The 19,396-nt window shown below is 74.9% G+C and carries 15 protein-coding genes and 1 pseudogene; 6 read left to right on the top strand and 10 right to left on the bottom strand.

The features are described 5' to 3' along the window. Positions 1-3: 3 nt before the first annotated feature. From AB0P35_RS35660 to AB0P35_RS35640, 5 genes are all read right to left on the bottom strand, one after another. On the bottom strand, positions 4-894 hold the full coding sequence (locus AB0P35_RS35660) for a carbohydrate ABC transporter permease (RefSeq protein WP_363519274.1): 891 nt from the start codon (positions 892-894) through the stop codon (positions 4-6). A 3-nt stretch (positions 895-897) separates the two neighbouring features. After that, positions 898-1,851 (bottom strand): sugar ABC transporter permease, encoded by a 954-nt coding sequence (locus AB0P35_RS35655; protein ID WP_363519271.1) that lies wholly within the window; start codon positions 1,849-1,851, stop codon positions 898-900. Between the two features lie 10 nt (positions 1,852-1,861). Next, on the bottom strand, positions 1,862-3,211 hold the full coding sequence (locus AB0P35_RS35650) for an extracellular solute-binding protein (protein ID WP_257019014.1): 1,350 nt from the start codon (positions 3,209-3,211) through the stop codon (positions 1,862-1,864). A 140-nt stretch (positions 3,212-3,351) separates the two neighbouring features. Then, a complete protein-coding gene (locus tag AB0P35_RS35645; protein ID WP_363519267.1) occupies positions 3,352-4,539 on the bottom strand; it encodes an ROK family transcriptional regulator in 1,188 nt (395 codons plus the stop codon). A gap of 214 nt (positions 4,540-4,753) precedes the next feature. Then, positions 4,754-5,794 carry a mechanosensitive ion channel family protein gene (locus AB0P35_RS35640; protein ID WP_257019259.1) on the bottom strand — a complete coding sequence of 347 codons (1,041 nt, stop codon included), beginning with the start codon at positions 5,792-5,794 and terminating at the stop codon, positions 4,754-4,756. Positions 5,795-6,208: 414 nt separating this feature from the next. Here AB0P35_RS35640 and AB0P35_RS35635 point away from each other — a divergent pair, with 414 nt between their 5' ends. Beyond that, a complete protein-coding gene (locus AB0P35_RS35635) occupies positions 6,209-6,826 on the top strand; it encodes an HNH endonuclease (protein ID WP_095872808.1) in 618 nt (205 codons plus the stop codon). A 109-nt stretch (positions 6,827-6,935) separates the two neighbouring features. After that, positions 6,936-7,610: an HAD family hydrolase gene (locus AB0P35_RS35630; RefSeq protein ID WP_363519263.1), complete on the top strand. Its 675-nt coding sequence runs from the start codon at positions 6,936-6,938 to the stop codon at positions 7,608-7,610. On the opposite strand, the gene AB0P35_RS35625 is transcribed toward AB0P35_RS35630, so the two are convergent. Continuing rightward, entirely contained in the window at positions 7,600-11,394 is a 3,795-nt protein-coding gene (locus tag AB0P35_RS35625) for a beta-N-acetylglucosaminidase domain-containing protein (RefSeq protein WP_363519261.1), read from the bottom strand. The genes AB0P35_RS35630 and AB0P35_RS35625 overlap by 11 nt on opposite strands. A 396-nt stretch (positions 11,395-11,790) precedes the next feature. Here AB0P35_RS35625 and malQ point away from each other — a divergent pair, with 396 nt between their 5' ends. Then, positions 11,791-13,848, top strand: a complete 2,058-nt coding sequence (gene malQ / locus AB0P35_RS35620; RefSeq protein WP_363519300.1) for a 4-alpha-glucanotransferase — start codon at positions 11,791-11,793, stop codon at positions 13,846-13,848. Between the two features lie 20 nt (positions 13,849-13,868). Next, positions 13,869-14,102: a hypothetical protein gene (locus AB0P35_RS35615; protein ID WP_095875400.1), complete on the top strand. Its 234-nt coding sequence runs from the start codon at positions 13,869-13,871 to the stop codon at positions 14,100-14,102. Between the two features lie 95 nt (positions 14,103-14,197). On the opposite strand, the gene AB0P35_RS35610 is transcribed toward AB0P35_RS35615, so the two are convergent. Genes AB0P35_RS35610 through AB0P35_RS35600 form a run of 3 tightly spaced genes read right to left on the bottom strand, consistent with a single transcriptional unit; the run spans position 14,198 to position 16,866 of the window. Next, positions 14,198-14,959: an FAD:protein FMN transferase gene (locus AB0P35_RS35610; RefSeq protein WP_363519297.1), complete on the bottom strand. Its 762-nt coding sequence runs from the start codon at positions 14,957-14,959 to the stop codon at positions 14,198-14,200. Between the two features lie 28 nt (positions 14,960-14,987). Beyond that, a complete protein-coding gene (locus AB0P35_RS35605) occupies positions 14,988-15,485 on the bottom strand; it encodes an FMN-binding protein (protein WP_363519258.1) in 498 nt (165 codons plus the stop codon). A gap of 25 nt (positions 15,486-15,510) precedes the next feature. Further along, a complete protein-coding gene (locus AB0P35_RS35600; protein ID WP_363519255.1) occupies positions 15,511-16,866 on the bottom strand; it encodes a ferredoxin reductase family protein in 1,356 nt (451 codons plus the stop codon). Positions 16,867-17,091: 225 nt separating this feature from the next. Here AB0P35_RS35600 and AB0P35_RS35595 point away from each other — a divergent pair, with 225 nt between their 5' ends. Next, positions 17,092-17,808: a response regulator transcription factor gene (locus tag AB0P35_RS35595; protein WP_095872803.1), complete on the top strand. Its 717-nt coding sequence runs from the start codon at positions 17,092-17,094 to the stop codon at positions 17,806-17,808. Continuing rightward, positions 17,805-19,301, top strand: a complete 1,497-nt coding sequence (locus AB0P35_RS35590; RefSeq protein WP_363519251.1) for a HAMP domain-containing sensor histidine kinase — start codon at positions 17,805-17,807, stop codon at positions 19,299-19,301. Before AB0P35_RS35595 ends, AB0P35_RS35590 begins: the two co-directional genes overlap by 4 nt. A gap of 2 nt (positions 19,302-19,303) precedes the next feature. Here AB0P35_RS35590 and AB0P35_RS35585 read toward each other — a convergent pair. Beyond that, a pseudogene (locus AB0P35_RS35585) lies at positions 19,304-19,396 on the bottom strand (ABC transporter permease); the annotation flags it as partial.

Below are 19,396 nucleotides of genomic sequence, written 5' to 3'. Positions count from 1 at the left end.
ACATCAGCCCTTGACCCCTGTCAGTGTCACGCCTTCGATGAAGGCCTTCTGTGCGAAGAAGAAGAGGATGATCACCGGCGCCATCACCAGCAGGGTGGCCGCCATGGTGAGGTTCCAGTCGGTGTGGTGGGCGCCCTTGAAGGACTCCAGGCCGTAACTGAGCGTCCAGGCGCCCGGGTTCTCGCTGGCGTAGATCTGCGGGCCGAAGTAGTCGTTCCAGCAGTAGAAGAACTGGAAGAGCGCGACCGCGGCGATGGCCGGCCGGGCCATCGGGAGCACCACCCGCAGCAGCGTGCGGACGTCCCCGCAGCCGTCGATCCGGGCGGCCTCCAGGTACTCGTTCGGCACGGTGAGCAGGAACTGCCGCAGCAGGAAGATCGAGAAGGCGTCGCCGAAGGCCATCGGCACCACCAGCGGCCAGAGCGAGCCCGTCAGGTGGAGCTGCTTGGCCCAGAACAGGTACATCGGGATCACCGTGACCTGCGGCGGCAGCATCATCATCGAGACCACCGCCATCAGGGCGAGCCGGCGGCCGCGGAAGCGGAACTTGGCGAGCGCGTACGCCACCGGCAGGCTGGAGACGACGGTGAGCAGGGTGCCGAGGCCCGCGTACAGCAGGCTGTTGCGCCACCAGGTGAGGAAGCCGGGGGTGCGCCAGACCTGGGCGTAGTTCCCCCAGTGCCAACTCGTCGGCCACAGGTCGGAGGTGAGCGCCTGGCGGTCGCTCATCACCGAGGTGAGCAGCACGAAGACGAAGGGCAGCAGGAAGAACAGCGCGGCGGCGATGGCCAGCGAGTGCACGGCGACCCACTCGAGCGCCGCGCGGCGCCGGGCGGTACGGGCCGCGGCCGTGCGGGCGGCGGCGGGCAGCGGGAGCGCGGGGTTGAGGGTCATGGCTCAGTCCTCCACCAGGCCGGCGCCGCGCCGCAGCAGCAGGGCGGTGAAGGCCGTCGAGATCGCGAACAGGACGAGGGCGGCGGCGCAGGCGGTGCCGGTGTCGAAGCGCTGGAAGCCCAGGTTGTAGACCATCTGCGGCAGGGTCCAGGTGGAGCCGTGCGGGTAGCCGGGCTCGAACTGCTGGCCGGAGCCGCCGATGACACCGCTGGCGACCTTCCCGGCGACGATCGCCTGCGTGTAGTACTGCATGGTCTGGATCACCCCGGTGACCACGGCGAACAGCACGATCGGGGTGATGTTCGGCAGGGTGACGAAGCGGAACCGTTGCCAGGGGCCGGCGCCGTCGAGTTCGGCGGCCTCGTACTGCTCCTTCGGCACGTCGAGCAGGGCCGCCATGAAGATCACCATCAGGTCGCCGACGCCCCACATCGCCAGCAGGGTGAGCGCGGGCTTGGACCAGTCGGGGTCGGTGAACCAGCCGGGCTGCGGCAGGCCGAGCTCCCCGAGCAGGTGGTTGACCGGGCCGGTGCCGGGGTTGAGCAGGAAGGCGAAGGCCATCGTGGCGGCCACCGGCGGGGCCAGGTAGGGCAGGTAGAAGGCGGTGCGGAAGAGGCCGGCGCCGGTCTTCACCTTGGTGATGAGCACGCCGACGCCGAGCCCGAAGGCGACCCGCAGGGTGACCATGACGACCACCAGCCACAGGGTGTTGCGCAGGCCCTGCCAGAAGAACGGGTAGTGCTGGAAGAGGTAGGTCCAGTTCTTCAGGCCGTTGAAGGTCGGGGCGGTGAAGCCGTCGTACTTCATGAACGAGAAGTACGCGGTGGAGATCAGCGGGTAGGCGAAGAACAGCCCGAAGCCGATCAGCCAGGGGGAGAGGAAGGCGAGTGTGCGGCCCGTCTCCCGGCGGCGCTTGCGGCGCAGCGCCGCCGGCCGGGGTGTGTCGAGAAGTGCCATGGCCGGTCCGTCACTTGGCCTGGTCGATGGCGGTGTCGATCTCCTTGGCCGTGGCGGCGAGCCCGGCCTTCAGGTCGGTCAGCCGGCCGGACTCGTACTCGTAGCCGAGGTTCTGCAGCGAGACCTGGTAGGCGCCGCCGTTGACCGAGGCGGGCGTGGTGGAGGAGTTCGGGTTCTTCGCGATGGCCAGGAAGGTGCGGAAGTTCGCGTCGGCGTCGAGCTTGGGGGAGTCGAGCGAGGCGAAGGTGCTGGGCACGTTGTGGATGGCGTTGGCGAAACCGACGACCGCGTCGGTGTCGGTGGTCAGGTACTTGACGAGCTGCCAGGCGGCGGCCTGCTTGCGGCTGCCGTTGGCGATGCCGATGATCGTGCCGGTCTGGTAGCCGCGGCCGTAGGTGGCGGCCTGGTCGTCCGGGACGGGGAAGGGCGCGGTGGCCCACTCGAAGGCGGGCTTGTCCTCGGCGAGCGAGGCGGTGCGCCACTCGCCGTCGATGGCCATCGCGACCTGGCCGGTGGTGAAGGGGTTCTTGGCGCTGAACTCGTCGCCGAAGCCGGTGCGGTACTTCTCCAGCTTCTCGAAGCCGCCGAGCTTGTCGACCAGGCCCTTCTGCCAGGTGAGCATCGCGGCGACCTTCGGGTCGGTGGCTATGTCGGACCGGCCGTCCTTGCCGAAGTAGCCGGCGCCGTACTGGCCGAGGAAGTGCGAGGGGGTGGACTCGTAGCCGTGGTAGTTCGGCATGAAGCCGAGCTGCTGGTACCCGTCGCCCTTGGCGACGGTCAGCTTGACGGCGTCCGCCTCGAACTCGCCGAAGGTCTTCGGCGGGGCGGTGATGCCGGCCGCGGCGAAGGCGGTCTTGTTGTAGTAGAGGCCGTAGGCGTCGCCGAGCAGCGGCAGCGAGCACTGGTTGCCCTGGTGGCCGCTGTAGGAGAGCATCGCGGCCGGGAAGGTCTTCGCCGGGTCGATGCCGTCCTTCCTCAGGTAGGGCGTGAGGTCGGCCCAGACCTTGGCGGAGCAGAACTTGCCGACGTTGTCGGTGGTGAACGAGGAGACCACGTCGGGGGCGTCCGCGCCGCCGGCCCGCAGCGCCTGCTCGCTCTTGTCGTCGGCGATGTTGCCGACCACCTTGACGTGGATGTTGGGGTGGAGCTTCTCGAAGGCGGCGATGTTCTCGCCGATCGCCTTGGTCTCGTTCTCCTGGCTCCAGCCGTGCCAGAAGGTGATGGTGACGTCCTTGCCCTCGGCGGAGCCGTCGTCCGCGCCGCCCTGGGGGGTGCCGGTGCAGGCGGAGAGCAGGGCGAGGCAGGCGGCGGCGCCGGTGGCGGCGGCGAGCGTGCGGCGGGTTCTGCGCGGGGTGTGCACTTCGGGTCCTCCTGGGGGTACGCGGGCAGGGGGCATCGCCCCTCGGCCCGTGCGCGGGAGACGGTTGCGTGGCGGTGGTGACGGTGGTGCGGGGCCGGCGGGGGTGCCGGCCGGGGGCGGCGGGTCAGCGGGTGCACCGGTCAGTGGGTCGTGAAGGCCGCTTCCCGGGCGGTGGCCAGGGCGCGCTGGAGCGCGCCGTGCAGGACGGGGGAGCCCGGGACGGCGCTGCGGCGCACCTCGGGACGGGGGATGGAGATCAGCGCGAGCGAGTCCTGGACGAGGGCGCGCAGCCGCTCGCCGCCGGCGGTGGGGATGCCACCGGAGAGGACCAGCAGTTCGGGGTCGACGACGGAGACGATGACGGCGAGGCCGACGGCGATCCGCTCGGCGAGCTCCGCGAGGAAGGCGTCGCCGTCGCCGGGGGTCTCCAGGGCGCGGACGACGGCCTCCTCGGCCGTGGCCGCCGCGAGCCGGTGCGCGGCGGCGAGCTCCAGCACGGCGTCGGCGCCGGCCAGCTCCTGGAAACCGCCGGAGTTGCGCCGCCGCACGTCGCGGACGACGGGGGCGCCCGGCACCGGCATGTAGCCGACCTCGCCGGCGCCGCCGGTGAAGCCGCGGTGCAGCCGGCCGGCGATGACGATCGCGGCGCCGATGCCCTCCTCGGCCCAGAGCAGGACGAAGTCCTCGCAGCCGTGCGCGGCGCCGAAGGCCTGCTCGGCGATGGCGGCCAGGTTGACGTCGTTCTCGATCGAGAACGGGGTGCCCAGCGCGGCCGCGAGGTCGTCGAGCAGCCGGGGGGAGTGCCAGCCGGGCAGGTGGGAGGCGTAGCGGAGCTTGCCGGTGGCGGGGTCGAGGGCGCCGGGCACGCCGATGACGATCTGGTGGAGGCTGCCGGGGGCGAGTCCGGCCTGCCGGACGGCCTCGGCGACCGCCTCGCCGACCTTCTCGACGGTGCCGGCCGCGGACCAGCCCCGGGTGGCGACCTGGTGCTCGGCGAGGGTGGTGCCGGTGATGTCGGCGACGCCGATCCGCACGTGGCTGGTGGTGACGTCGAGTCCGGCGACGTAGCCGGCGGCCGGGTTGACCTGGTACAGCTGCGCGTTCGGCCCGGGGCCGCCCGCGGTGGTGCCGACCGGGACGACCAGCCCGGCGGCCTCCAGCCGGGTCAGCAGCTGGGAGGCGGTGGGCTTGGAGAGGCCGGTCAGGGTGCCGATCTGGGTTCTGGAGAGCGGGCCGTTGGCGAGCAGCAGCTCCAGGGCGGCGCGGTCGTTGATCGCGCGGAGCAGGCTCGGGGTGCCGGCGAGCGGGGGTCGGGTGGTGTCGGTCACGGCTCGATCCTCCTCTGCGGGCGGGGCCGGGTCACCCGCGGGTCCGGCAGGTGACACGGTGAACTGTTAGGAAAGTTTCCAATTGCTTCGAGAGGACCGTAGATCCCGGCCGGAGCAGGTGTCAATGACCTGATGTCGAAGCGTTACCCCGGGTACGCGAAGGGCCCCGCTCCCACCCGGGGAACGGGGCCCTGCTGCGAGGCGCCGGCGGCGGCTACTCCACCGGCTGCGCCGGGATCGGCTTCACGGCGGCGGACTGCGGCGACAGCGGGTCCGACAGCGCCGAGGGCGCCGCGATCTCCGCGACCGGGACGGCCGCGGCCGGCGTCGCCGACGCCGTCACCGCCTCCTCCTTGAGCTTCACCCCGGCCTCGTCGAAGGCCTGCTTCACGCGCTGCCGCAGCGCCCGCGCGACCTGCGCCGCCTTGCCCGGCGTCGTCCGCGCCTCGACCTTCAGCACCAGCGAGTCGGTCGCCACCGAGTCCACGCCCAGCACCTTGGCCCGGCCCCAGATCAGCTCGTCGTACGGGGTCTCCTTGGACAGCTGCTCGGCCGCCTCGGTGATCAACGCCTCGACCCGGAGGAGGTCCTCCTTGTAGCCGACCTGGACGTCCACCGTGGCGGTGCCCCAGCCCTGGCTCATGTTGGCGATCCGCTTCACCTCGCCGTTGCGGATGTACCAGATCTCGCCGCCCACACCGCGCAGCTTGGTCACCCGCAGGCCGACCTCCAGCACCGTGCCGGTGGCCACCCCGGTGTCGATCTCGTCCCCGACGCCGTACTGGTCCTCCATGATCATGAAGACCCCGGACAGGAAGTCCGTCACCAGGTTCCGTGCGCCGAAACCGATCGCCACACCGGCCACACCGGCACTCGCCAGCAGCGGCGCCAGGTTCACCCCGAGCGCCGCCAGCACCATCAGCGCCGCCGTGCCGAGGATGGTGAACGAGGCCACGCTGCGCAGCACCGAGCCGATCGCCTCCGACCGCTGCTGGCGGCGCTCGGTGTTCACCACCCCGCTGTTCGCCAGCAGGCCGCCGAGGCGGCCCATCATCTCGTCCTCGTCCTCCGAGGGCCGGCCCATCCGCGACACCAGCTGGGTAATCAGCTTGCGGACGACCGCGCGCAGCACCAGGGCGAGGACCACGATGAAGACGATCCGCACACCGCCCTCGACCCAGCTCTGCCAGTTCTGGTCGAGCCAGCTCGCGGCCTGCTTGGTGGAGGCCGTCACGTCGTCCGTGCTGGTCGGCAGCTTGAGGTCGAGGGTGGGCTGGGCGGGCGAAGGGGTGGCTTCGGCCAGGAGGCCGGTGACACCGGACCGGAACACGTGCGGGCCTTCCGTGGTGCTGGGTACGGCCGGCGCGGACGCCGGCACGGCCCGGCTGGCGGACCGTCCCGTCCAACCCTAGCGGCCTCCGGGCCCGCCCCCGGACGGCCCGTCAGCCCGCCCCCGCCCCCGCACACACCCCCTCACCGGCGACGACGCGTGCAGCGCGCCCGGCACGCGGGCATACCGCCTATGACGGATTCCACATCCGGTCCGTTACACAGGAGTGGTGGCGCCGTACGAAGGCGTAAGGCGACACTGGGGGAGATCGCGCCGCAAATGCGATCACCCGCTCGTCCCGGCGCGAGCCACGCGCCGCAGGCGTCCAAGGAGGCATCCGTGCCGCATGTCCTGGTCCTCAACGCGTCGTACGAGCCACTCGGAGTGGTCTCCACCCGGCGCGCCCTCATCCTGGTCCTCAACCACAAGGCAATCAGCCTGGAGGACTCCGGAACCACACTGCACAGCGCCACCACCACCATGACGGCCCCGTCCGTCGTCCGTCTGACCCGCTTCGTGCGGGTCCCGTTCCGCGGGCCCGTCCCGCTCACCCGCCGTGCCCTGTTCGCCCGCGACCACGGGCGCTGCGTCTACTGCGGGGCCGCCGCGACCAGCGTCGACCACGTCATTCCGCGCAGCCGGGGCGGCCAGCACCGGTGGGACAACGTGGTGGCGGCCTGCCGCCGCTGCAACCACACCAAGGCCGACCGGCACCTCACCGAACTCGGCTGGCGCATGAAGCGCCAGCCGGCTCCGCCCAGCGGCCTGGCCTGGCGCGTCATCGGCACCGGGATCAAGGACCCGCGCTGGCGGCCCTACCTGGAGCCGTTCGGCGGCCTCGACCAGTTCCGCGAGTACGAGCACCACGACCATACCGACCACGCGGGTGCGCTCCCGGCTCCGGCCGTCCGGACCCACCCGACCCGCCGCGGAGAGCCCGAACCGCTCTCCGCCTGACAGACAAGGGCCTGCCCGTCACACTTCGGTACGCCTCATGGGCCGCCGGCGCACCCCGCAGCGGGAGCGTCGGCGGCCCGCCGTCCGCCTCCACCCGGGAGCCCGTACCGTGCCGACCGCGCACCGCCCCGACGTCGCCGCCCTCTCCTTCGACGGCGACGACACCCTCTGGGACTTCGCCGCCTCCTTCCGGCCGGCGATCGCCCGCGCCGCCGAACTGCTCGGCGCGGAACTCGGCGGGCCGCCCGTCCCGGTCGACTGGCTGCAGCGGATCCGCGAGGAGGTCGCCGCCGACCTGCCCGGCGCCACCCTGCCCGAACTGCGCCGGGCCGCCTTCGCCGAGGCCGTCCGCCGTCGCGCCCCCGACCGCCCGGAACTCGCCGACCGGATGTTCACGGCCTTCATGGCCGTCCGCGCCCGCACCACCCGGCTCTTCCCCGAGGTCGGCGCGGTGGTCGCCCGGCTCTCCGGCCGGCTGCCGCTCGCGCTGACCACCAACGGCAACGCCGAACTCTCCTGGACGGGCCTCGACCCGTACTTCAGCGCCGTCGTCCGCGCCGTCGACTGCGGCCGCGCCAAACCGGACCCGGCGATCTACCTGCTCACCGCCGAGCGGCTCGGCGTCGAGCCCGCCCGCGTCCTGCACGTCGGCGACCACCCCGTCGAGGACGTCGAGGGCCCCCGCGCCGCCGGCCTGCAGGCCCGGCTGCTCGACCGGACCGGCCGCACCCCCGGCGCCCTCACCTCGCTGACCGCGCTGGAGGAGCTGCTGCTCAGCCGGTGACGGCGTACAGCTCGACCCCCCACAGCGAGTAGCCGTACTTCGTCGCCCGGGTCACGCCCTGCACCCGCAGGAACCGCGTGTCCGGCGCGTCGAACCGCACCGTCTCCACCCCGCCCGCGCCGTCCTCCACGGTCGCCACCGTCGTCCAGTGCACCCCGTCCGCCGAGGTCTGCACCTTGTACGCGGCCGCGTGCGCGTCCTGCCAGTGCAGCACCGCCGAGCCCAGCCGCGCCGCCTGCGGCAGCTCCAGCTGCACCCAGGCGCCGTCCGTCGCCGGCGAGGACCAGCGGCTCCGCGGGTCGCCGTCGTTGATGTTCGCCGCCGGGAAGGCCGGCGTCTCGTCCGCCGAGGAACTGGCGGTCGCCGCGCGCGCCAGGTCCGGCCCGCCGGCCGGCGGCACCACGTGCACCAGCAGGTCCTGCCGGACGGTCAGCGTGCCCGCGGTGAACGTCACCGGCAGCCGGTAGGTGCCCGACGGCGTCCCGGCCGCCGCCACCACCTGCAACGGCACCCCCACCCGGCCGCCGCGCGGCACCGCCACCGCGGTGCCCTGGGTGACGGTCAGCCCCTTGGCGACCGCCGGCACCTCCACCTTCAGCTCGCCGCTGGTGCCCTCCGGGCGGCCCGTCTCCAGCACCGCCTTCGTCACCTGCGGTACGGCCTGACCGGTCACCACGTCCAGCGTCGCGTCCGACAGGCTGAGGCGCGCCGCCGGGGTGTCCGCGTACCAGGGCACGATCTGGTTGACCACCGGCGGCTGCCAGCCCGGCGCCCAGACCAGCCGGATCGCGTCGGCCGGCCGGCCGCCCGCCGGCAGCTCGTTGTAGCCCGGGTGCAGCGTGCCGATCGCCGTCCACAGGCCGTCCGTGCCGCGCACCGCGACCGTCGCCACCGCCTGCACCGTCGGGTCGGTCAGCACCGTCACCCGGTCCAGCGGCCGGGCCGTGCCCAGCTCCACCGTGAGCGGCGCCGAGGCCGACGTCGGCGCGTCCGCGGCCCGGAACGCGGTGTCCGGGTCGCCGTCCAGCACCGCGTCCGGCGAGGAGCCCGGCGCCGCGGCCGGGCCGGTCACCACCGCGGGCGTGTCGTCCGGCGCCGCCACCGAGAACTCCCGGACGGCCACCGCGGTCTTCTGCCCCGTCCGGGCGCGCAGGCGTACCGCCTTCGCCACCACACCCGCCGGAGCGGTCACCGAGACGCTCTTCTGGCCGTGCACCACCGCCAGCTGCCGCCAGCCGCTGCCCGTCGAGTACTCCAGCACCCCGTCGCGCAGGTAGTCGTCGGCGGCGGTCGCCGCGTCCGGGCCGTCGCCCCAGGAACCCATCAGCACGGTGACCCGGCCCAGCGGCCGGCCGTTGCCGAGATCCAGCCCGATCGCGTCCCCGGCCTGCGGCGGGGCGGAGCTCCAGTAGAACGTGTCCGCGGCGCCGTCCGTCATCAGCGCCGGGCCGTGGTCGTTCGCCGTGCCGAGCGTCGTGGTCGGCGTGCCCGCGGCGGCGTCCACACCGGCCCAGGTGTCGGCGTCCTTCAGCGCCCGCTCCAGGAACGGGTCCAGCACCCCGGCGCCGACCGTCACCGAGCCCTGCGCCAGCCGCTCCCGCAGCTGCCGCAGATCCACCCGGGCCTGCCAGGCCGCGCTGCCGTCGCCGCCGCGCTGCGCCAGCAGCATCGCGACCGCCGCCTGCCCGGCCTGCCCGTAGGTGGCCAGCCGCACCAGCCACGGCCCGGCGTCCTGCGCCACCGCCTCGCCGGCCAGCGATTGCGGCGCCCCCGCCATGGTGGTGAAGGCCGCCTGCAGCGGCGCGGCCGCCGCCTGCAGCGCCGCCGGGTCCGAGGCACCGCCCGAGGACGGCTCCAGCGCCGCCCAGAAACGCTCCATCAGCGGCGCCAGATAGCCGGACTCCTGGTTGTCCAGCGGCGAGGAGGCGCTGTTCGCGGCCAGCGCCGTCAGCGCCGACTCGGCCGGGGCGCCGCCGCCGGTCATCGCGTGCACCGCGGCCTTCAGCGAGTCCGCGGCCCGGTAGCCCTCGGGCTTCCAGCCGAAGTCGGCGGCGGTCGCCAGCGGCAGCCGGGAGGCCACCGGCTGCGCCATCGCCGCCGTCAGCAGCGCCGCCGAACGGGTCGCCACCGCCGGGTCGCGGTTGGTGTAGCCGCCCAGGAACAGCCGGTCCGGCGTGGAGTCGTTCACCGGGTAGTTGTCCATGGTGACGAGCGGGCGGTCGAACAGCGCCGCCGTCTCGGCGAGCTGGTCGCCGGTCACCTTCGGCGCGATCACCGCGCCGCCGCTCCACACCACCTGGACGCCTGCCGGCAGCGCCGCCGCCAGCGCCTTCCGGTACGGCGTCGCGCTCTGCTTCTGGTACTCCGTCGGCACCACCGTCAGCGGCGCCAGCTCCGGGTGGGCGGCGATCAGCCGCCGCTGCACCTGGGCGACCAGCTCCGCCTGCGCCTTCGCGGCCGCCGCCGGACCGGTGCCGTAGCTGCGGCGGTCGCCCGGGCAGTGCCACTCGTCGTAGCTGACGTCCAGGAACTGCAGCTGGAATGCGCCGAAGCCGAGCCGGCGCAGCCCGTCCAGCTTGGCGACCAGCGCGTCCACGTCCTTGCCCGAGCTGTAGCAGAAGGACTGCCCGGGGTCGATCGAGTAGCCGAGCACCACGTGGTTGTCCCGGGCCCGCTCGGCCAGCCTGCGCAGCGACTCCTGCTGTGCCTGCGGGTACGCCTCGCGCCAGCGGGAGGTCCGGTACGGGTCGGCGCCGGGCGCGTACAGGAAGAAGTTCTGCTTGGTGCGGCCGAGGAAGTCCAGCTGCTCCAGGCGCTCGGCGGTGGTCCACGGGGTGCCGTAGAAGGACTCGGCGGTGCCGCGGACGGGCGAGCCGGTCGGCCAGTCCCGCAGGACGATCCCGGGGAAGCCCCGGCCGGCCTCGGCCGGGCCCTGGCCCTGGCCGGCCTCGATCGGGGCGAGCAGCTGCCGCAGGCTCTGCGCGGCGTAGAAGGTGCCGGTCGCGTCGGCACCCGCCAGCACCACCGCACCGTACGTGCCGCCGCCCGCCGCGGGCAGCTGCCCGGCCGCGAGCACGTACCCGCCGGCCGGCAGCCCGGCGACGGACACGTCGGAGGCGGCCCGCCCGGCGGCCGCGGCCAGCCGGCGCAGCACCTGGTCGGCGTCGCCGCCGGCGCCCTCCTGCGGGCCGCCCACGTACACCACCAGCGAGCCGGCGGCGGGGGAGGCGGCCGGGTCGGCCTCCACGATGTCGGCGGCGCCGGCGGCGCCCAGCACCTGCCGGACGGCGGCCAGCGCGGGGCCGTCGGCGTGGCGCGGCGCGACCAGGCCCACGGTGTCCGGCACCGACACCGCGCTGCCGCCGGCCTGCAGCTGCTGCGGGCGCGGGTAGACCTGCGGTTCGGTGATCGAGCCGAGCGGGGTGACCGGGGCGCTGGTGACCGTGCGGTCGCCGATCGTCGGGGCGGCGACCGCGGCCGGCCCGGCCAGCAGGCCGCCGACCACGGCGGCGGCCGACAGCGTCGCGGCCAGCTGCAGGGCGCTGCGGCGGCGGCCGGCGGGGGTGCGCCGCTCGGCGCGGACGGAGGCGAGCAGCGGCTCGGTGCCCTTGATGTCGGCGATGAAGCGGTCCGCGGCGCGGGGCGCCAGCTGGCGGGCCGTGCGGGCGGCCGTCCGGCGCGCCGTCAGCGCGGCCGGGTGGTACAGGAGTTCGCGCAGCGCAGCGCTGTGATCCAGCTGCTGCCTCAGCCGCCGCCCGGCGGCCACCGACACCCGTGCCTGCACCGGACCTCCTCCACGCCCCGAACATCCAGCTCACCGGGCCCGCCACCCGGAGCGCCGCACCAACCCGCCTCAGCGGGCCAGCCCACCAGCTGACCGGCCGGGTGTCAACGCCGCTGGCAGGTATGCCCGATTTGCGAAGTCGGTCGGGTCGGTGGCCCGACCGCCCGGGGTCGAGCGGACGGTGAACAGCGCCCGTACACGAATCTGCACCGTCCCGCCGCCCCGGCGCCGTGTCGGTCGGGGTCGCACGGGGTCGCGGCGGGTAGGACTGTGCCTGTTCGCGTTCGGTGATGTCCCGACTGCAGGGAGCCGCGAGTGGCCGCATACCTTGACCGTGACCAGGCTGCCGGGGAGCAGGTCCCCGCCGAGGACGCGCCGCCCCCGCCGCCGGAACTGGTGGCGCTGGCGCACGCGTACGGGGTGGACAGCACGTACAACCCGGGCGGGGGCTCGGTCCCGGTCGGCTCGGACACCCTGATCGCCGTGCTGGCCGCGCTCGGGGTGGACGCGTCGACGCCGGAGGCCGCCCGGGCGGAGCTGCACCGGCACCGGGTGGAGACCGCCGCCCGGCTGCTGCCGCCGACGGTGGTGGTCCGTCAGGGCCGCCGCACCGCGCTGGACGTCCCGGCCGAGGCCGAGCTCGCCGTCGAGCTGGAGGACGGCGGCCGCTGGGACCTGCCGAAGGGGCATTCGCACTGGCTGCCCGCCGACCTCCCGCTCGGCCGGCACCGCCTCACCGCCAAGGCCGGCCCCCGCGAGGCCTCGGCGGCGCTGATCGTCGCCCCGGAGCGGCTGCCCGAGCCGCCCGGCCGCAGCTGGGGCTTCCTCGCCCAGCTGTACTCGGTGCTCTCCGACCGCTCCTGGGGCATGGGCGACCTCGGCGACCTGGCCGACCTCGCCCGGTGGGCCGGGCACGTGCACGGCGCCGGCTTCCTGCAGATCAACCCGCTGCACGCGGGGATGCCCGGCGCCCCCTCCGACCCGTCCCCGTACCGTCCCTCCTCGCGCCGCTTCGCCGACCCGGTGCACCTGCGGATCGAGGCCGTCCCGGAGTTCGCCTACGCGGGCCTCGACGGGTACGCCGAGCGGGCGGCCCGGCTGCGGGCCGAGGTCCTCGACCACGACGGCCTGATCGACCGGGACGCGGTCTGGGCGCTCAAGCGCGAGACCCTGGAGGCGCTGTACGCGGTGCCCCGCACCGCAGGGCGGGAGGCCGCCCTGCGGGCCTTCACCGAACGCGAGGGCGAGTGGCTGGAGCGGTACGCCACCTGGTGCGCGCTGGCCGAGGAGCACGGCCCGAACCGGCACACCTGGCCCAAGGGCCTGCGCCGCCCGGACAGCCCGCACGTCACCGCCGCGAAGGCGGAGCTCGCCGACCGGATCGGCTTCCACCGCTGGCTGGCCTGGCTGGTCGACGAGCAGCTCGGACAGGCCCAGCGGGCCGCCGAGGAGGCCGGCATGCCGGTCGGCCTGATCCACGACCTCGCGGTCGGCGTGCACCCGGACGGCGCCGACGCCTGGGCGCTGCAGGACGTCCTCGCGGACGGCATCTCGGTCGGTGCCCCGCCGGACGCCTTCAACGCCCACGGCCAGGACTGGGGCCTGCCGCCGTGGCGCCCGGACGCGCTCGCCGCCGCCGGCTACGAGCCGTTCGGCGAGCTGCTGCGGGCCGCCGCCCGGCACGCCGGGGCGCTGCGGATCGACCACGTGATGGGCCTGTTCCGGCTCTGGTGGGTGCCGGCCGGGCACCCGCCCACCCGGGGCGCGTACATCCGGTACGACGCGGAGGCGATGCTCGGCGTGCTGGCGCTGGAGGCGCACCGGGCCGGCGCGTACGTCATCGGCGAGGACCTGGGCACCGTCGAGCCGGGCGTCCGCGAGGAGTTGACCGCCCGCGGCATCCTCGGCACCTCGGTGCTCTGGTTCGAGCGGGACTGGCAGGACAAGGGGGAGATCCTCGCCCCGGAGCGCTGGCGGGCCGGCTGCCTCGCCACCCTGACCACCCACGACCTGCCGCCCACCGCCGCCCGGCTCAGCGGCGAGCACGTGGAGCTCCGGCACCGGCTCGGCCTGCTCGCCCGGCCGCTCGGCGAGGAGCAGGACGCGGCCCGCGCCGAACTGGCCGAGTGGGCCGCCGACCTCGCCGCCCGCGGCCTGCTCCCGGAGGACGCCGGGCCGACCCCGGAGGCGCTCTACGCCTTCCTGCTCGCCACCCCGGCGGCGCTGGTCGGCGTCTGGCTGCCGGACGCGGTCGGCGACCCGCGCCCGCAGAACCTCCCCGGCACCTGGGACCAGTACCCGAACTGGCGCCTCCCGGTGGCCGACCGGGACGGCCACCCGGTCACCCTCGACGCACTGGCGCAGGCCCCCTCCACCACCCGCCTGGTGGGCGGCCTCGCGGCCGGTCTCGCGGCCGGGCCCGGAAGGCCCACCCCGCCGCGCGGCGCCGTGTGAGCGGCCGGTACGGTGACAGCGTGGACAAGAGGAACGCTATGCGCGCCGGTGCGGTCACCGCGGCGGCCACGCTGATGATGCTGATGACGTCGCCCGCGATGGCGCTGACCCACGACGACGGTGACCAGCCGGGCTCCGGGATCAGCACCGCCGAGGTCGTCGGCATCTACGTGCTGCTGCCGATCGCGCTCTTCCTGCTGATCGCCGGCCTGGTCTGCCTGCCCTCGCTGAAGAACAAGGGCAAGAACAAGTAGGTCCGTCCGTCCGAGCGCCGTCCGAGCGCCGTCGGGGCACCGGCCCCGGCGGCGCTCCGGCGTGTCCGGGGGTGCTGCGGCAGCGGCCGCGCTCGTCAGGGGGCGGCGAGGGCGGTGGGGTGCCAGTCGGCGGGGCCGGCGGGCGGGAGGTGCCGGGGGAGGCCGTCCGTCCAGCGCTTGGTGCCGTCGGGGAGGACGGCGAGTGCCTCGACGCCGGGTCGGCGGGCGGCCCAGGCGAGGGCGCGCGCAGGGCCCATCGCGAAGGCGGCGGTCGCCCAGGCGTCGGTGCGGGCGATGCCGGTGCCCGGGGCGCCGACCAGGGTGAGCGAGGCCAGGCCGGTCGCCGGGCGGCCGGTGTGCGGGTCGACGATGTGCGTCCCGCGTTCGGCGGTTCCGGAGGTCGCCACGGCCAGGTCGTGCCCGCCCAGGACGGCGGCCAGCCGGCCGGGCCGCAGCGGGTGGGCGACGCCGATCCGCCACGGTCCGCCCGCGGTCTGCACGTCCCCGCCGCCGCTGACGCAGTGCTGTCGGGAGCCGGCGGCGCGCAGCATCCGGGCGGCCTCCTCGACCGCCCAGCCCTTCACCCAGCCGCTGGGGTCGAGCCGGCCGCCGGGCCGCTCGGTGAAGTGTCCGCCGGTCTCCGCGGCCACCTCCCGGCAGGCCGCCAGCACCGCGGGCACCTCCGGGTCGCAGTCGGCGAGGGCGAGTTCGCCGCGGTCGAGGCGGCTGATGTCGCTGTCCCGCCGGTAGGTCGAGAAGACGGCGTCGATCCGGTGCAGACGGTCGGCGATCCGGTCGAGCACGGCAGGGGTGTCCGGGCCGGGGTCGCGGACGGCGATCGAGAAGACGGTGCCCATGACGGGCTCGGCGCGGCGGAGCACGGCCTCACCGCCCGGCCTTGTCGAGGGCGCTCTGCAGCGACTGCGTGTAGCCGTCACTGGTGAAGGTCGCGCCGCTGACCACGTCGATCTGGGCGCTCTGCGCGGCGATCGCCTCCTGGTTGAGCAGCGGCAGCGCGTAGCTGTTGATCTCCTGGTCGCGGTGGTCGTTCGAGGGGTACTGGATCACGTCGATGTTGGTGATCCTGCTCCCGTCGAGGGTGACCTTGACCTGGACGGGGCCGTAGCGGGTGTTGGCGGCGTCGCCGGTGACCGTTCTGGTCGAGGTCGACGAGGAACCCGAGGAACCCGAGGAACCCGAGGACCCAGAGGACCCAGAGGAGCCGCTCGACCCCGACGGGCTGCCCGACGAGGTGTCGGTGGCGCCACCGGTCCCGCCGGAGCTGATGACCGGGGCGGCCCCGGCCCCGTCGTGCGGCTTCAGGGAGAGCAGCAGCACGATTCCGGCCGCGGTGGCGGCGCTGCTGACGACGGCTCGGCGCATGGGGTCCTCCTGGAGGGACGGGGGATCAGAGGGCGAAGGACTCGCGGTGGATGCGGTTCGGCCGGACACCGGCGGCCCGCAGGGAGCGGACGGCATCCTCGGCCATCGCCTCCGGCCCGCACAGGTAGACCTCGTGCTCGGCGAGGTCGGGGACGAGCCGGGCGAGTGCGGTGCCGAGGTCGCCGACCTCGGAGCGCGGGCCGACCAGCTCGTGCACCCGGCCGCCGCGCCGCCGGGCGACCTCCGCCAGCTCCTCCCGGAACATCAGGTCCTCGGGCCGGCTGGCCCGCTGCACCAGCGTCACCCGCCCCGGCAGCGTCTCGAACAGCGCCCGCAGCGGGGTGATCCCGACACCGGCGCCGAGCAGCAGCACCCGGTACTCGCGCTGCAGCCGGCCGGTGAACGCGCCGTACGGGCCCTCGGCGCGCACCCGGGTGCCGGGGCGGAGAGCCGCGACGGCGGCGCTGTGCCCGCCGAGGTCCTTGACGGTGAACCGGAGGAAGCTCGGGTGCGGCGGCGCGGACAGCGAGTACGGGTTGGCGGCCCAGCGCAGCCCGGGCGCGTGGAACTGCAGCCGGAAGAACTGCCCGGGCTCGGCACGCAGTTCGTCCAGCCGGTGGCCGGTCAGGAAGAGCGACACCACGCCGGGGGCCTCCGGCCGGACCTCGGCGACCCGCAGCCGGTGCCGGCGGTCGAGCAGCCACGGCCGCGCCAGCCGGTACCAGCCGACGAGGACGGCGGTGCCCAGGTACAGCGCGTACCAGAGGGCCTTGGCCTTGGGGTCGCCGAAGTCGGCTCCGGTCGCGAGCTGGTGGCCGAACGTGAGCGCCACGGCCACGTAGGTGGCCAGGTGCAGGTAGTACCAGGTCTCGTAGGACAGCCGGCGGCGGGCCGCCCGGGCCGAGACGGCGCCGGTGCCCAGCAGCAGGAGCGTGCCCAGCGTCGCCTTGATCATGTCGGGGTAGTGGAAGACGATGTCGACGCCCTCGGCGACCACCCCCCGGTCGTTGGTGAGCGCGTACCCCCAGACGATCGTCAGCACATGGACGGTCACCATGGTCACCATCCAGCGCCCGCCGAACGCGTGCCAGCGGGCCAGCCGGTCTGCGCCGACCTCCCGTTCGAGCGGGGGCAGCCGGGCCATCAGCAGGATCAGCACGGGTGCGGCGTAGCCGGCGAGCAGTCCGGCGAGCCGGCCCGCGTTGGTGAGCCAGCCGGCCGCGCCGACGACCGAGGCGGTGTCCTTCCACCAGAGCGCGGTGACGCCGAGCGCTCCCGCCGCGATCAGCGCGAGCACGGCGACGGGCGCGGCGGCGACCGGACGGCGCGGGGCCGCCCGGTGTGTCCGGGCGGCGGTCCGCGGTGGGGCTGCGGTGGCCATCGGGAACCTCCTTCGAACCCGGCGGTGAGAGCCGCCGAGGTGGCCCACGATGGCACCGCAAGCTCTCAGTTGCCTCTGAGTGCGGGGCGCCCCGACAGCTGCCGAACGGCATGTTTTCGCAGGTCGGAGCAGGCGGGAAGGGTTCGGGCGGCGCCACGGGATCTCAGCGCTTTCTCATCGCGGCGGGCCAGAATGAGAGCCACCGCAGCGCACCGAGGGAGCACCATGGACGACTTCGCCGACCGGCAGGCCTGGCGCGTCCTCGTCGTCGACGACGAGCCCGACCTGGTCGAGGTGGTGTGCGGGGCGCTCCGCTACGAGGGCTGGCAGGCCGTCGGCGAGACCACCGGCGAGGCCGCCGTCCGCACCGCGACCGCCTGGCGGCCGCACGCCGTGGTGCTCGACATGATGCTCCCGGACCTCGACGGCATGGAGGTGCTGCGCCGCATCCACGCCGCACAGCCGGAGGTCCGGGTGCTCTTCCTGACCGCCCGGGACGCCGTCGAGGACCGGATCGCCGGGATCGCGGCGGGCGGCGACGACTACGTCACCAAGCCGTTCAGCCTGGCCGAGGTCGTCGTCCGGCTGCGCGGGCTGCTGCGGCGGGCGGCGCCGCCCGCACCCGCCGGGCGGCCGCCCGCCCACGCCCTGGTGCTCGGCGACCTCGTTCTCGACGAACCGGCCCGCGAGGTCACCCGCGGCGGCGAGCCGATCGACCTCAGCCCCACCGAGTACGCGCTGCTGGCCTACCTGATGCACCACCCCCGGCAGGTGCTGAGCAAGGCGCAGATCCTGGACGCCGTCTGGAGTTACGACTTCGGCGGGCAGGCGCACGTCGTCGAGCTGTACATCAGCTACCTGCGCAAGAAGATCGACGCCGGCCGGACACCGATGATCCACACCGTGCGCGGCGCCGGCTACCTGATCAAGGCGACCCCGTGACGGCCGCCCGGACCCGGGCCGCCCGCCTGCGCGCACGGGCGGAGCGGCTCGTGCCGCGGACCCTGCGGGCCCGGCTGATCGCCGGGCTGCTGGTGCTGCTGGTCGTCACCTGCGCCGCGGTCGGCCTCGCCACCACCGCGGCCCTGCGGCACTTCCTGGTGGACCGGCTGGACCAGCAGCTCGCCGACACCGGAGGCCGGTACGCGGCCAGCCTGGAGCACGCCGGGCAGGGCGGCGGTGCCGACACCCGGGCGCAGACCCCCGGTACCTTCGGCGCCCGGCTGCTGGACGGCCGGGCCACCGCGGCCGGGGTGGTGGACGGGGACGCCGACGACGCCGACCGCCCCAACGCCGACGACCGGGTCGACCTCTCCGCGGCCGATCAGCGCGCCTTGGTCGCGCTGCCCGTCGGCGGCCCGGCGCGCACCGTCCGGCTGCCAGGCCTCGAAGGCCCGTACCGGATGCAGGCGGTCGCCGGCCGGGACGGCGACGTGCTGGTCAGCGGCCTGCCGCTGCGTCAGGCCGAGGACACCGTGGAGCGTCTGACGACCCTGGAGCTGACGGTCTTCGCGATCGCCGTCACCGCGGCGGGCGTCGCGGGCGCGCTCTGGGTCCGTTGGTCGCTGCGCCCGCTGGACCGGGTGGCGGCCACCGCCGAGCGGGTGAGCACCCTGCCGCTCGCCAGCGGCGCCGTCGACCTCTCCGAGCGGGTCCCCGACGACGATCCGGGCACCGAGGTCGGCCGGGTGGGCGCGGCGCTCAACCGGATGCTCGGCCACGTCGGTGCCGCCCTGGCGCGCCGGCACGCGGTGGAGGAGCGGCTGCGGACCTTCGCCGCCGACGCCAGCCACGAACTGCGCACACCGGTGGCCGCCGTCCGCGGCCACGCCGAGCTGGCGCTGCGCCACCCCGGGCCGGTGCCCGAGCCGGTCGTGCACTCGCTGGAGCGGATCGGCGCCGAGGCAGGGCGGATGGGGGCGATCGTCGAGGACCTGCTGCTGCTCGCCCGGCTGGACGCGGGCCGCCCGCTCGCCGACCAGGAGGTCGACCTGACCCGGATCGCCCTGGACGGGGTGGCCGACGCGCGGGCCGCCGGGCCGGAGCACCGCTGGCGGCTGGTGCTGCCGGAGGAGCCGGTCCTCGTCCGGGGCGACGCCGACCGGCTGCGCCAGGTGGCCGCCAACCTGCTGGCGAACGGCCGGACCCACACCCCGGCGGGCACCGAGGTCGAGCTGGCCCTGGAGCAGGCCGGGGACGAGGTCCGCCTCGTGGTGACCGACACCGGCCCGGGCGTTCCGCGGGAACTCGCCGACCGGGTGTTCGAGCGCTTCGTCCGCGGCGACCGGGCGCGGTCGCGCTCGACCGGATCGACCGGGCTCGGCCTGTCGATCGTGCAGGCGGTGGTGCAGGCGCACGGCGGCACGGTCGACGTGTCGAGCCGGCCGGGCCGCACGGTGTTCACCGTCCGGCTGCCGGCCGCACCGACCGCCTGACCGGCCCGGTCGGGGGCCTTGTCGCCCCACATCGCGGCGACCGGGTCGCCCGGCAGGACGTGCACCATGAAGAAGATCAGGGTGACCGTTCCCAG

It is taken from the genome of Kitasatospora sp. NPDC085879, assembly GCF_040686255.1.
Lineage (GTDB): Bacteria > Actinomycetota > Actinomycetes > Streptomycetales > Streptomycetaceae > Kitasatospora.
This window is presented reverse-complemented; position numbering and strand designations above follow the sequence as displayed.

Bases quoted from the DNA above. Each gene is read 5' to 3' on its own strand.
- AB0P35_RS35660 (WP_363519274.1), bottom strand. From the start codon at position 894: ATGACCCTCAACCCCGCGCTCCCGCTGCCCGCCGCCGCCCGCACGGCC.
- AB0P35_RS35655 (WP_363519271.1), bottom strand. From the start codon at position 1,851: ATGGCACTTCTCGACACACCCCGGCCGGCGGCGCTGCGCCGCAAGCGC.
- AB0P35_RS35610 (WP_363519297.1), bottom strand. From the start codon at position 14,959: ATGGGCACCGTCTTCTCGATCGCCGTCCGCGACCCCGGCCCGGACACC.
- AB0P35_RS35605 (WP_363519258.1), bottom strand. From the start codon at position 15,485: ATGCGCCGAGCCGTCGTCAGCAGCGCCGCCACCGCGGCCGGAATCGTG.
- AB0P35_RS35600 (WP_363519255.1), bottom strand. From the start codon at position 16,866: ATGGCCACCGCAGCCCCACCGCGGACCGCCGCCCGGACACACCGGGCG.
- AB0P35_RS35595 (WP_095872803.1), top strand. From the start codon at position 17,092: ATGGACGACTTCGCCGACCGGCAGGCCTGGCGCGTCCTCGTCGTCGAC.